This window comes from Streptomyces sp. NPDC001410 (genome assembly GCF_042895235.1).
Taxonomy (GTDB): domain Bacteria; phylum Actinomycetota; class Actinomycetes; order Streptomycetales; family Streptomycetaceae; genus Streptomyces.
On record NZ_JBIAWE010000020.1, the window covers coordinates 59,092 to 71,826 of the forward strand.

Sequence of the window (12,735 nt, forward strand, 5' to 3'; positions counted from 1 at the left end):
CATGCCGAGCGGTTGGGACTTTGGGCGCCTGTTGTGGGGGCTGGTTGGTCTTCGTTGGCGGGTGCGGGTGGGATGTGGCTTGTCGCGCCCACGCGGCGGAGCCGCAAATTGATACTGTCCCGCGCCCCTGGAGTTGGCTTACGTTGAGGGTGTGACGACGTTGCGCGGCACTATCGCTCCCGGCTCGCCTGATTACGTCTACCTTCCCTTCGAAGTGGGCCCCGGGATAAGGGAGTTGCACGTCTCCTACACCTACGATCGGCCCGCCGTTCCGGCCGGTACCCCTGGCAACGCCCTCGACATCGGCCTCTTCGACGTGCGCGGTGTCGGGCTGGGCGGGCGGGGCTTTCGGGGGTGGTCGGGCGGTGCCCGTACGGAGTTCTTCGTGCGGGCGGACGAGGCGACGCCGGGGTATCTACCCGGGCCGCTGCATCCCGGGACCTGGTACATCGCGCTCGGGCCGTACACGGTGGCGCCGCAGGGGCTGTCGTACGAGGTGACGGTCACCCAGGCGGAAGGGGAGCCCGGGGAGACGCCCCGGCCGGTCTATCCGCCGTCCCGGGCCCGGGCCCGGGGGCGGGGGCGGGGGCGGGCCTGGTATCGCGGTGACTGTCACCTTCACTCCTGGCACTCCGACGGGCGCCGCACCCCGGCCGAGATCGGGGCGCTGGCGCGGGCGGCGGGGCTGGACTTCATCAACAGTTCCGAGCACAACACGTCGTCCTCCCATGCCCATTGGGCCGACGTGGCGGGCGACGACCTGCTGGTCATGCTGGGCGAGGAGGTCACCACACGGAACGGGCACGTGCTGGCCCTCGGGACCGAGCCGGGCACGTTCGTGGACTGGCGGTACCGGGCCCGGGACGGGCGCTTCGGGCACTTCGCGCGGCAGGTCCGGGAGGCGGGCGGGCTGGTCGTACCGGCCCATCCGCACGCCACGTGCGTCGGGTGCGGCTGGCGGTTCGGGTTCGGGGAGGCGGACGCGGTCGAGGTGTGGAACGGGCCGTACACGCCCGACGACGAGGTGACCCTGGCCGCCTGGGACGCCCAGCTCGTCGCATGCGTACGGGAGGGACGGGAGGGACGGGAGTGGTTGCCGGCTATGGGCAACAGCGACGCCCACCGTGACCCGGACGCGGTCGGCATGCCCCAGACGGTCGTCCTCGCCGAGGACCTCACGCGGGCGGCGATCCAGCAGGGCCTGCGCGCGGGGCGTTCGTACGTGGCCGAGTCGCGGCACGTGACGCTCGCCTTCACCGCTGCAGGTGACGGCCGGGAGGCGGGTATCGGCGAGCGGCTCGGCGTGCCGGACGACACCCCGGTGGCCGTCCGCCTGGAGGTCTCCGGCGCCCCTCGCTGCTCCGTTCGCTTCGTCACCGACCAGGGCACGCTGTTCACCAGTGAGCCGCTGCCGGTGTCCGGGGAGGGAGTGGTCGAGTGGCGTACGACACCGGCGTACGCGGCCTACGTCCGGGCGGAGTTGCGCCACGAGACGGCGCTCGGTCCGCTGCCGGGGGCGATGGCCGCCTTCACCAACCCCGTCTTTCTCGGGGCTACTTGATCTGGGCGGCGGCCCACTCGGCCCACTCCCGGCGCATCGCGTTGAAGCGCAGGCCGTACTCCAGGGCGATGCGGCCGTAGACCGAGAGGTTGTCGTCGTCCCAGTCGATGGCCTCGTCGAGCTGTTTCAGCTGCTCGTGCTCGCGCGCGGACATCTCGACCAGCTCGGTCAGATAGGTGCGGGCCTGCTCGGGGCGCAGCACGCCGAGGAAGAAGACGCGCAGGAGCAGGTCACTGCGAGTGTTGCGCTGGGGCCTGGTCTCGGTCAGCCAGTGGCGCAGCTCGGCCAGGCCCTCGTCGGCCAGGGTGTACTCCTTGCGGCCGCGCGGCCCCTCGGCGGCCACCGTGATCAGTCCGGAGCCCGCCAGCTTGGTCAGCTCGGTGTAGATCTGGCTCTGAGTGGCCGGCCAGACGTTGGCCAGCGAGGTCTCGAACCGCTTCAGCAGGTCGTACCCGCTGGCGGGGCGCTCCGAGAGCAGGCCGAGCAGTGCGTGTTTGAGGCTCATGACCCCAGCTTACCTTCCACTCTTGACATGTCACGACCCGACCTTCTACTTTTGACATGTCGGATGAGGAAGCAAGACCGCAAGACCGCACCAGACCAAGACCACATCCCAGACCAAGACCACATCGAAAAACGGGGAACCCAATGTCGTACCTGCGCACGTTCCTGCCGTGGATCGTCTTCGCCGTCTTTCCCTCCGGGGACTGGCAGTGGGGCGCACTGGCCGCACTGTTGGTCGCCGTCGCGATCATCGCCAAGGAGAAGCAGTCCGGCACCGGATTTGACGCACTCATCATCGAATCCGGCTCGGCGGTCTTCTTCGCCGTCCTCGCAGCCATCGCCTTCGCCGACCCGCACTCGGGCGTGCACGACTACTCCGCGTCGCTCTCCTCCGGCACCCTCGCCCTCATCGCCGGCGTCTCGCTGGCCATCGGCCGGCCGTTCACCCTGGGTATCGCCAAGCGCACCACCCCGCCCGAGGTCTGGGGTCTGAAGCCGTTCATCCGGACCAACGTCGTCATCACCGCCGTCTGGACCGCCGCCTTCGCGGCCACCGCCGTCGCCCTCGCCCTGGTGGCCCACGCCGGTCATGCCCACTCCACCGCGGCCACGGTGCTCCAGATCGCCGGCTTCGCCGTCCCGATGGTCTTCACCGTCCGCTACGTCGCCCACGTCCAGGCCAAGGCCGCGCAGGTGGCCCGGTGAACCCGAAGCACCTCAGCGGCAACTACGCCCCGGTCACCGAGGAACTCACCGCGCACGACCTGCCGGTGACCGGCACGATCCCGCCCGAGCTGGCCGGCTGGTACCTGCGCAACGGCCCGAACCCGGCCGACGCCGCCTCCGGGCACTGGTTCTTCGGCGACGGCATGGTGCACGGCGTCCGCCTCGACGGCGGGCGGGCCGTCTCCTACCGCAACCGGTGGGTGCGCACGACCCGGTTCACCGACCGGGCCCGGATGTACGACGACCAGGGCCGGCGGGACCTCACCTCCGGCCCGGCCAACACCCACGTGGTCCGGCACGCCGGCCGCACCCTCGCCCTGGTCGAGACGGCCCTGCCCTACGAGCTGACCTGCGACCTCGACACCAAGGGCCCCTACGACTTCGACGGTCGGCTGGGGACCGCGATGACGGCCCACCCGAAGACCTGCCCGGTCACCGGCGAACTGCACTTCTTCGGCTACGGCATGGTGGAGTCCACCCACCTCACCTACCACCGGGCCGACGCCGCGGGCGAGTTGGTGATCAGCAGGCCCGTCGAGGTGCCGGGCCCGACGATGCTGCACGACTTCGCGCTCACCGCCGAGCACGTCGTCTTCATGGACCTGCCCGTCGTCTTCGACGTCGAACTCGCCCTGACCGGCGGAACGATGCCCTACCGGTGGGACGACGGATACGGCGCCCGGCTCGGCGTCCTGCGCCGCGACGACCCGTACGGCGAGGTCCGCTGGTTCACCGTGGACCCCTGCTACGTCTTCCACTCGCTCAACGCCTACGACGCGCCGGACGGCACCATCGTCCTGCACGTCATGCGCTACCCGGAGATGTACCGCCGCACCGCCGACGGCAGCACCGCGCCGCAGCGGGCGGTGCTGTGGAAGTGGACCGTCGACCCGGTTCGCGGGACGGTGCACGAGGAGCAGGTCGACGACCGACCGGGCGAGTTCCCGCGCGTCGACGACCGCCTCACCGGCCTCGACTCCCCCTACGGGCACGTGACCTGCGGCAGCTCACTGGTCCGCTACGACCTGACGACCGGCTCGGCCACCGCGCACGACTTCGGCCCCGGCCGCACCCCTGGCGAGGCCGCGTTCGCCCCGGCCGACGACAGGCCCGGCGGCCCCGGCTGGCTCATGACGTACGTCCACGACGCCGGCACCGACCGCAGCGACCTGGTCGTCCTGGACGCCGACGACCTTGCCGGGCCGCCGGTCGCGACGGTCCACCTGCCGACCCGGGTGCCGTTCGGCTTCCACGGCAACTGGCTGGCCGACCGAACCTAGGGGGTACCGGGGGCGCCGGGGGCGCCGGGGGTGTCCTTGCTCCGGGCGCGGGCGTCGCGGCGCAGGCCCAGGATCTCGGCGACCGTGTCCAGCCAGCGGGCGGTGCGTGCCTCGCCCTCGGGCGTGTCGGCGAGCTGCGCGGCGGCCTCCAGCCAGTCGCGCAGCAGCTCGGACGCCTCCCGGGAGGGCAGCGGCTCGGGCAGCTCTGCGGCGTAGCGCAGCCCGCCTGCACGGACGATCTTCGCGACGTACGAGACCGAGCGCGGCACCACGCCGAGCCGGTCGAGGGTGACGGCGGCCGCGACGGCGCCGTCACCGAACAGGGCGGTGCGGAAGGCGTCCTGGGTGAGGCCGTAGCGGAGCAGGACGGTCACGTCGGTGGTGGCGAGGACCTCGTCGTCGGTGCGGGGTGCGGAGGGCATGAGGAACGCTTCCGGTTCTCGGGTGGGTGGGTCAGCGGACCGTGATCGTGTAGACGAAGAACGCCGGCCTGTCGTCCGGTGTGCTCGTCGCGGTCGGGTACGGGCTCGTCGATGCCGTGCCGGAGGCGGTCGCGCTCGGGATCGGAGCCGCCGACTGGGTGCCGCTGTGACAGCTGCCCATGGGGCAGTGCAGGAGCTTCACAGTGGCCTTGCCGGGCTTGCGTGCCGTGAAGTCGAAGAACTGGGTGCCGTCGCCGCCACCGGTGTTGTCGCTGCCCTCCTCCTCTTCCCGCTTGCCCCGGTACTTCACCACGTTCGCGTCGGGCTGGGGCTCGGCCAGGTACCAGTTCTGCCCGAGCGCGGGATTCGCCGGCACCTTCAGGGTGAACTCGTCCCCGGCGTCCACCGTGATGGCACGCTTCTCGGTGCCGTACTCATCGGCTCCCCCCGAAGAACCGCAGCCGGCCAGGAGGAGGACTCCGGCCGCGGCGGCCAGCGGGGTCAGTATGGTGCGCATGTTCACGGTTGCTCAGTTCTGCTGGATGTAGACGGTGTCGACATTGCCCTTGTGCGCGGCCGAGTAGCGGTCGTCCGCGGCCGCGCTGAGGTCTCCCTTGATGAAGTCATCTTCGCTGACCCAGGTGGTGACGCCCCAGGGGTTGTAGATCTGGAGCCTGTCCCCCTCCTGGCCGACGATCATCATGCTGTGGCCGTGCCGGTCGCCGTTCTCGTCGTACCGCTCGATGTTGATGGGGACGGGCTTGCCCTCGGCGACGGACTTCTCGATGTCGGGCAGAACGTTGCGCCGGTCGTCCTCACCGCCCATGCCCTGGGCCTCGTAGTGGTCGCCGGTGTGCGGGCTCAGCTCCTTGTTGGAGATCTCCTCCTGCCCGTCCTTGTCCATGCCGTCCGGATGCTCGTCCCACCACCAGCCGGCGTTGTCGCCGTCGCCCTCCTCGTGCATGCGGAGCTGTTCGTCGGTCAGGCGCTTGCGGAAGTGCTCCGGGTCGTCGTCCGTGCCGTCGGGGCCGCCGGTCAGTTCCAGGGCGTACACGGGGTCCACGATGGCGCGCGCGGTGACCGTGGAGGAGGGCACGCAGGTCTCGCCGTCCTGGTCCCAGAGCTTGCCCTTGAAGTCCTGGTTCTCCTGGCTCGTGGCCGACGAATCGACGTTCGTCGACACCGGCGCCAGGTGCTCCCGCAGCCACACCTCGTCCTTGCCGTGGATCTTGCCCCCGAACGTGGCGATCTCGTCGACGGAGTTGCCCGCGGCGAGGGCCTTCATCAGGTACGCCTTCTCCTGCGGCGTCGAGGCGTCGGCCAGGAGCTTCTCCATGCGTGCGCGGTCGGCCGGTGAGAGCTTCTCCATGGCGCGCCCGGACCGCTCCAGGTCGTTCGCCGTGAGGATCTCGTTCAGCTCGGGATCGCCGCCCACGTTGCTGGTGTCGGCCAGCATCAGCCGGTCGACCGCGGACAGCTCGTCGGTCTTCATCTTGCCGGCGCGGGCCTCGGCCGCCCACTTGTTCAGCTCGCGGGCGGCATGGCGCGCGGCGTCGTCGGCGGTGACGGCGGCCTGGTGGACCAGCTGGACGCCGGAGGAGGCCACGGAGCGGGCCTTCAGCCGCGTCGACTCCTCCTCGTCGTCCTCGTGCCAGTCGTCGAAGAAGCCGTCCTTGCCGCCCAGCATGCCGCGCGCCTCGCGCAGCTTGGCGCGGCCGTCGCCGTCGCCCTTCTGCGCGACCTTGAGCCAGTCGGCCAGGTTCAGCAGGGCGTTGCCGCCGCCCCGGAGCGCCTCGGACATCTGCACGGCGTCCCGCGAGGCGGCGGAGATCGCGTCGGCGGCGAGGACGCTGGTGTCGCCGACCCACACGTCCGGCAGGCCCTTGCGTGCCACCTTGTCGACCCGCTCGGAGACGGCGAGGGCGTTGTCCGCCTGGCCCCGGTACTGCTTGCCCAGTGTCTCCAGCGTGGCCGGGTCGCCCACCGGGGCGGACACGGCGAGCGCGGAGTCGATCGCGTCGATCAGGTCGTTCTTGCTGCCGGCCGAGGCGATGTCGTCGCTCAGCTCAGCCAGCCGCTTGCGGCGGTCGGTGGTGGATTCCGTCATCGGGCGCTCCTCAGTAATCCGAGAGAGCCGAGGGGCGCTCGGCGTACGCGGGCATCGTGCTGACGGTGGCGTCGCCGACCCGGACATGGGCGGCCTGCGTCGAGACGAGTTGGTCGCTGCCGCCGTAGGCGCCCTTGGACGCACGGACCTTGTCCGCGAGTTCGTGCAGCGCGTCCGTGAGCGTCTTGGACTCCGCCTCCCAGGCCGCGGCGTACGCGTCGAACGCCGGCCCGGAGTCGGAACCCCCCAGCGTGTCCTGCGGGTAGCAGGCCAAGGGGCCGATCGCCTTGGCGATCTTCCCGGCGTCGTTGCCCGCGCCGTCCAGTTCGTTTGCCTGGCCGGTCATGCCGGCCTTGACCTGATAGCCGTCCGAAGACGCGCCCATCACTGACCCCCGTTGCCATCGATCGCGATCGCGAGGGAGGCTAACACGCGCCAGCCGTAAGCCTGTCCACGCACCACACGCCCTCCACAGGGCTGCCGCAGCACCCACGCGAGGCATACCGAGGCATACGGCCGGATACCGTTTTCGGGGGAGAACAGGAGAGCCCGACAGATGTCCCGCAAGGCCGCCGACCTCAAGCACCGGATCGTCACCCGCTTCCAGCGCCACGTGGCCAACCCGCTCAACCGGCGCCTGCCGTTCCAGACCGTCCTGGAGACCACCGGCCGCACCTCCGGCCTGCCCCGGCCCACGCCGGTGGGCGGACGCCGGGTCGGCGACTCCTTCTGGATCGTCTCGGAGTTCGGGTTCAAGTCGCAGTACGTGCGCAACATCCAGGCCGACCCGAGGGTCCGCGTCCGCATCGGCGGCCGCTGGTACCACGGCACCGCCCATCTCCTGCCGGAGGACGACGCCGTGGCCCGCCTGCGCGCCCTGCCCCGTTTCAACAGCGCGGCCGTACGGGCGTTCGGCACCGACCTGCTGACGGTGCGGGTGGATCTCACGGACTGAGCGCGCTCACCCCGGCCACACGATCGCCTGGACCTCGCTGTAGGCGTGCAGCGCGTAGGAGCCCACGTCCCGGCCGACCCCGCTCTTCTTGAAGCCGCCGAAGGGCGCCTCCATGTTGCGGCCGACCGTGTTGATGCCGACGCCGCCGGCCCGCAGCTGCCGGGCCACGCGGAAGGCGCGGGCCACGTCGCCCGACCAGACGTAGTCGATCAGCCCGTAGTCGGAGTCGTTGGCGAGGGCCACGCCCTCGTCCTCGTCGTCGAAGGGGACGACCGACACCACGGGCCCGAAGATCTCCTCCCGTGCCACCCGCATGTCGTTCGCGCAGTCGGCCAGCAGAGCCGGGGCGACGTAGAAACCCCGCTCCAGGGAAGGGCGTTCACCGCCGACGACCACCGTCGCGCCCTCCTTGCGGCCCAGCTCGACATACGACTCCACCCGCGCCCGGTGCTCGGCGGAGATCAGCGGCCCCACGACCGTGTCGGCCTCCCTCGGGTCACCGATCTTCAACCGACGTGCATAGGCGGCGAGTTGCTCCACCAGCCGCTCGTACACCCCCCGCTGGGCCAGCACCCGGGTCGGCGCCGTACAGATCTGCCCGCTGTAGAAGGAGAACGTCGTCCCGATCCCGGCCACCGCCGACGTGAGGTCGGCGTCGTCGAAGACGAGGGCCGCGCCCTTCCCACCCAGCTCCATCAGCTGGCGTCTCATGTCCCGCCCGCACACCTCGGCGATGCGCTGCCCGACGGCCGTGGAGCCGGTGAAGCTCACCATGTCGACGTCGGGCGACGCGACCGCGGCCGCACCGACGTCCGTGGCCCGCCCGGAGACCACGTTCACCACACCCGCCGGTGCGCCCGCCTCCTGCAGCGCCTCGGCCATCCGGTAGACGGACAGCGGGTCCTGCGGAGCCGGCTTCACGACCACCGTGTTGCCCATCGCCAGGGCCGGGGCGACCTTGCCTGCCGGGTTGGCCCACGGGTTGTTGTACGAGGTGATGCAGGTGACCACGCCGACGGGCTGCCGTACCGCCAGCGCCCCCATCACCCCCGCCCGCCCCATCGGCCCGGCCTCGTTGATCTGCGGGGCGATCGCCCACTCGGCCGGCTCCACGGTGGCGTACCGGCGGAAGCGGGCGGCGGCCACCCCGACCTGCATCGCCCGGGCCGTCCCGGTCGTCGCCCCGGTCTCGGCCCGCGCCAGCTCGGCGTACGGGCCGAGCCGGCCGCGGATGATCTCCGCGGCCCGCCCGAGCACCGCGGCCCGCTCCGCCGGGCCGGTCCGCGACCAGGTCCCGAACGCCTCCCGGGCCGCGGCACAGGCCGCCCGCACCTGCTCCACCGAGGCCTCCGGCGCCTGCCCGACGGTCTCCTCGGTGGCCGGATCGATCACCGGGTAGTACCCGGCGTCCGGCTCCGCCCACTCCCCGCCGACGAACAGCCGCTGCCCCTCGCTCACCTGGTGCTCACCGTCCCGGTGTCCCGCCCGGACCGCAGCACCCGGCCCGGCACGGCACCGCTCACCACGTCGTCCCGGATCGCCTCGACCCCGTTGACCCACACGGCCCGTATCCCGAACGCCCGGGAGTCCAGCCGCGGGCTGTCACCCGGCAGGTCGTGCACCAGGGTGGCCTGACCTGCGTCGATCCGCTCCGGGTCGAACAGCACCAGGTCCGCATGCCAGCCCTCCCGCACCCGGCCCCGCTCCCGCAGCCCGAAGAGCCGCGCCGGGTCGTCGGTCAGCATCTTCACCGCCTGCTCCAGACCGACCAGCTTCCGGCCGCGCAGACAGTCACCGAGGAACCGGGTGGTGTACGGCGCCCCGCACATCCGGTCCAGGTGCGCACCCGCGTCCGAACCGCCGAGCAGCACGTCCTCGTGCTGCCAGGTCTCGGCGCGCAGGGCCCAGGAGGCGGGGTCGTTGTCGGTGGGCATCGGCCACAGGACCGTACGGAGTTCGTCGTTGGCGCAGATCTCCACCAGGCACGTGAAGGGGTCCTGTCCGCGCTCGGCGGCGATGTCCCGCACCACCCGCCCGGTCAGCCCGCGGTTGGCCTCGCTGTACGTGTCCCCGATGACATACCGGCCGAAGTTCGCCAGCCGCCGGAAGACACCCGCCTCCTTCGACTCGGCCCGCCGCAGCATCTCCTTCCTGACCTCGGGGTCCCGCAGCCTGGCGATCCGCTCCGGCACCGGCAGACCGAGGATCGGCCCCCACCCCGGGATGAGGTTCAGGGCGCAGAACGTACCCAGGGACATGTTCATCGGCGTCAGGATCGGCATGGTGAGCGCCACGACCCGCCCGCCGGCCTTCCGTGCCCGCTCACTGGCACTGAGCTGCCGGGGCACCCGCTCCGGAACGGCCGCGTCGATGGTCAGGACGTTCCAGTTCAGGGGCCGTCCCGCCACCGCGCTCATCTCGACGAACAGATCGATCTCTTCGTCGCTGAACTGGTCCAGGCACCCGGCGACGATCGCCTCGATCTGCGTGCCCTCGTGCTCCCCGACGGCCCGCGCCAGCGCCAGCAGCTCCGCCGGCCGCGCATGCCGGGAGGCCACGGGCTGCCCGTCACCGTCGGAGTGCGTACTGGACTGGGTGGTGGACAGCCCCCAGGCCCCCGCGTCCATCGCCTCGTGGAACAGCCGCAGCATCTCCTCCAGCTGCTCCCCGCTCGGCTGCCCGCCGACCGCGTCCGGCCCCATCACATACCGCCGGAGCGCGCAATGCCCCACCATGAACCCGGCGTTGACCGCGATCCGACCCTCCAGGGCGTCCAGATACTCCCCGAAGCTGCTCCAGCTCCACGGCGCCCCGTCCTCCAGCGCCACCAGGGACATCCCCTCCACCTTGGACATCATCCGCCGGGTGTAGTCGGCGTCCTCGGGGCGATCGGGATGCAGCGGCGCCAGCGTGAACCCGCAGTTCCCCGCGGCCACGGTCGTCACCCCGTGGTTGAGCGAGGGCGTGGCGTACGGGTCCCAGAAGAGCTGGGCGTCGTAGTGGGTGTGGGGGTCCACGAAGCCGGGGGTGAGGACGAGGCCGTGCGCGTCCTCGGTGGTGCGGGCGTCCTCGGTGGCCTTGCCGACGACGGCTATCCGACCGCCGCGTATGCCGACGTCGGCGGTGAAGGCGGGGGCACCCGTGCCGTCGACAACGGTCACTGCCCTGATCAGGTGGTCCAACATGCCAGGAGCCCCCTTACACGGCCTGACGGAACCGCGACGTCCGATGCACCGGATCCGTGTCGATCTTCGGAATCACGTGCTCACCGATCAGCCGGATCGTCTGCAGCGTCTCCTCCTTCGGCACCCCCACCGGCAACCCGAAGCTCAGCTGATCCGCCCCCGCCTGCTCCCACCGCTTGCACTGCCGCAGCACCTCGTCCGGATCCCCGCAGATCAGCAGCTCCTCCTCGATGAGCAGCTCCACGAACTCCGGCGTGTACCGAGGCAGCGTCTCCGGCCACACCGGGAAGCCCTCGGGCCGCGGGAACGTGTCGTGGTACCGGAACACCAGCGAGGGCAGATAGTGCAGCCCCCCGTTCACCGCGATCTCGATCGCCTCGGCGTGCGTGGGCGCACAGATCGCCGTGGTCGTCACCATGACGTTGTCGTTGACGAAGTCCCCGACGGGCTCCGCGTTCACGACAGCCGTCTTGTACTGCTCCAGCACCCACTCCATGTCGGAGACCTTCTGGATGCTGAAGCCCAGCACGCCGAGCCCCTTCTTCGCGGCCATGGCGTACGACGGCGGCGACCCGGCCGCGTACCACATCGCCGGATGCGACTTCCCGTACGGCTTGGGGAGCACCTTCCGCGGCGGCAGCTGCCAGTGCTTGCCCTGGAAGCCGACGTACTCGTCCTGGAGCCACATCTTCGGGAACTCCGCGATGGTCTCCTCCCAGATCTCCTTCGTGTAGTTCATGTCGGTGATGCCGGGCAGGAAGCCGAGGATCTCGTGGCTGCCGGCGCCCCGCCCGCTGCCGAACTCGAAGCGGCCCTCGCTGAGGTGGTCCAGCATGGCGACCTTCTCGGCCACCTTCACCGGATGGTTGACCTGGGCCAGCGGGTTGAAGATCCCGGAGCCCAGGTGGATGCGCTCGGTCGCGTGGGCGAGGTAGCCGAGGAAGACGTCGTTGGCGGAGAGGTGCGAGTACTCCTCCAGGAAGTGGTGCTCGGAGGCCCAGGCGTACTTGAAGCCTGACTTGTCCGCCTGGATGACGTACCCGGTCTCCTCCATCAGTGCCTTGTGCTCGGCCAGCGGGTCGGTCTCGGCGCGCTTGCCCACGTATCCCTGTACAAAGAGCCCGAATTCCACGGCGGTTCACCTTCCCCGGTTCAGGTTCTTACGAGTGCTACGAACTTTCTGACGTTGCGTCAGATTCGTCAATAGGTGACGGACTGTCAGATCACGCTGACCCCCGCCAGCCAGCCCCCGTCGATCACGAACGGCTGCCCGGTGATGTAGGACGAGTCGTCCGAGGTGAGGAAGAGAGCCAGCCGGGCCACCTCCTCCGGCTGCCCGACCCGGCCGAGCGGCACGAGCCTGCGGTACAGCTCGTCCAGGGCCCGGCTCATCTCCTCCGGGTCCGCGTCCGGGTCGAGGCGGGCCGGGTTCGACATCGCGGTGTCGATGGCACCCGGGCAGATGGCGTTGACCCGGATCCGCCGGCCCGCCAGCTCCAGCGCGGCCACCCGGGTCAGCCCGAGCACCGCGTGCTTGGTGGCCGCGTACGTCCCCACGGCCGCCATCCCGGTGAGCGCGGTGTAGGAGGCGGTGTTGACGATGGTCCCGCCGTCCGTCATCTCCGGCGCGACAGCCTTCATACCCAGGAAGCAGCCGACCTGGTTGACCTGCACGACCTGCATGAACTCGTCCAGCGGGGTGTCCACCAGCGCGTTGAAGCGCAGGATGCCCGCGTTGTTGACCAGCCCGTCGATGCGCCCGTACGCCTGCTTGACCGCGGCGACGGCCTCCCGCCAGCCCTCCTCCGTGCCCACGTCGAGATGGACGTAGAGGGCCCCTATCTCCTTGGCCAGGGCCTCCCCCTGGTCGTCCAGCACATCGGCGACGACCACCCGCGCACCCTCCGCCCGGAAGAGCCGCGCCTCCTGTTCGCCCTGTCCGCGCGCCGCCCCGGTGACGATGACGACCCGCCCGTCCAGCTTGCCCATGTCTGC

The 12,735-nt window shown here is 70.9% G+C and carries 13 protein-coding genes; 4 read left to right on the forward strand and 9 right to left on the reverse strand.

What is annotated here, in order from left to right; translation table 11 throughout:
* The first annotated feature begins 151 nt into the window (after positions 1-151).
* Entirely contained in the window at positions 152-1,561 is a 1,410-nt protein-coding gene (locus ACFY3C_RS35770; RefSeq protein WP_390773779.1) for a CehA/McbA family metallohydrolase, read from the forward strand.
* Here ACFY3C_RS35770 and ACFY3C_RS35775 read toward each other — a convergent pair.
* Positions 1,554-2,066 (reverse strand): PadR family transcriptional regulator, encoded by a 513-nt coding sequence (locus ACFY3C_RS35775; RefSeq protein ID WP_386573449.1) that lies wholly within the window; start codon positions 2,064-2,066, stop codon positions 1,554-1,556. The genes ACFY3C_RS35770 and ACFY3C_RS35775 overlap by 8 nt on opposite strands.
* 143 nt (positions 2,067-2,209) lie before the next feature.
* On the opposite strand from ACFY3C_RS35775, the gene ACFY3C_RS35780 reads away from it, so the two are divergent.
* Both ACFY3C_RS35780 and ACFY3C_RS35785 read left to right on the forward strand, forming a co-directional pair.
* Positions 2,210-2,770, forward strand: a complete 561-nt coding sequence (locus ACFY3C_RS35780; protein ID WP_386573450.1) for a hypothetical protein — start codon at positions 2,210-2,212, stop codon at positions 2,768-2,770.
* Entirely contained in the window at positions 2,767-4,071 is a 1,305-nt protein-coding gene (locus tag ACFY3C_RS35785; RefSeq protein ID WP_390773780.1) for a carotenoid oxygenase family protein, read from the forward strand. The genes ACFY3C_RS35780 and ACFY3C_RS35785 overlap by 4 nt, the downstream gene beginning before the upstream one ends.
* Here the strand turns inward: ACFY3C_RS35785 and ACFY3C_RS35790 are convergent.
* From ACFY3C_RS35790 to ACFY3C_RS35805, 4 genes are read right to left on the reverse strand one after another with little or no spacing between them, the layout of a single operon-like run.
* Complete coding sequence (locus ACFY3C_RS35790) at positions 4,068-4,493, reverse strand: hypothetical protein (RefSeq protein ID WP_390773781.1); 426 nt, start codon at positions 4,491-4,493, stop codon at positions 4,068-4,070. The genes ACFY3C_RS35785 and ACFY3C_RS35790 overlap by 4 nt on opposite strands.
* A gap of 31 nt (positions 4,494-4,524) precedes the next feature.
* Complete coding sequence (locus ACFY3C_RS35795) at positions 4,525-5,010, reverse strand: protease inhibitor I42 family protein (RefSeq protein ID WP_390773782.1); 486 nt, start codon at positions 5,008-5,010, stop codon at positions 4,525-4,527.
* A gap of 12 nt (positions 5,011-5,022) precedes the next feature.
* A complete protein-coding gene (locus ACFY3C_RS35800) occupies positions 5,023-6,600 on the reverse strand; it encodes a peptidoglycan-binding protein (protein WP_386573454.1) in 1,578 nt (525 codons plus the stop codon).
* A 10-nt stretch (positions 6,601-6,610) separates the two neighbouring features.
* Positions 6,611-6,985 (reverse strand): hypothetical protein, encoded by a 375-nt coding sequence (locus tag ACFY3C_RS35805; RefSeq protein WP_386573456.1) that lies wholly within the window; start codon positions 6,983-6,985, stop codon positions 6,611-6,613.
* A gap of 171 nt (positions 6,986-7,156) precedes the next feature.
* Between ACFY3C_RS35805 and ACFY3C_RS35810 the strand changes: the two genes are divergently transcribed.
* On the forward strand, positions 7,157-7,555 hold the full coding sequence (locus tag ACFY3C_RS35810) for a nitroreductase/quinone reductase family protein (RefSeq protein WP_390773783.1): 399 nt from the start codon (positions 7,157-7,159) through the stop codon (positions 7,553-7,555).
* Positions 7,556-7,561: 6 nt separating this feature from the next.
* On the opposite strand, the gene ACFY3C_RS35815 is transcribed toward ACFY3C_RS35810, so the two are convergent.
* The 4 genes from ACFY3C_RS35815 to ACFY3C_RS35830 all read right to left on the reverse strand — a co-directional run bounded on the left by ACFY3C_RS35815 (position 7,562) and on the right by ACFY3C_RS35830 (position 12,729).
* Complete coding sequence (locus ACFY3C_RS35815) at positions 7,562-9,013, reverse strand: aldehyde dehydrogenase family protein (RefSeq protein WP_390773784.1); 1,452 nt, start codon at positions 9,011-9,013, stop codon at positions 7,562-7,564.
* Positions 9,010-10,740: an amidohydrolase family protein gene (locus tag ACFY3C_RS35820; RefSeq protein WP_390773785.1), complete on the reverse strand. Its 1,731-nt coding sequence runs from the start codon at positions 10,738-10,740 to the stop codon at positions 9,010-9,012. The genes ACFY3C_RS35815 and ACFY3C_RS35820 overlap by 4 nt, the downstream gene beginning before the upstream one ends.
* A gap of 13 nt (positions 10,741-10,753) precedes the next feature.
* The gene (locus ACFY3C_RS35825) at positions 10,754-11,872 is read right to left on the reverse strand and encodes an LLM class flavin-dependent oxidoreductase (protein ID WP_390773786.1); all 1,119 of its coding nucleotides are present in this window, start codon (positions 11,870-11,872) and stop codon (positions 10,754-10,756) included.
* 86 nt (positions 11,873-11,958) lie between these two features.
* Positions 11,959-12,729, reverse strand: a complete 771-nt coding sequence (locus ACFY3C_RS35830; protein WP_390773787.1) for an SDR family NAD(P)-dependent oxidoreductase — start codon at positions 12,727-12,729, stop codon at positions 11,959-11,961.
* Positions 12,730-12,735 lie beyond the last annotated feature (6 nt).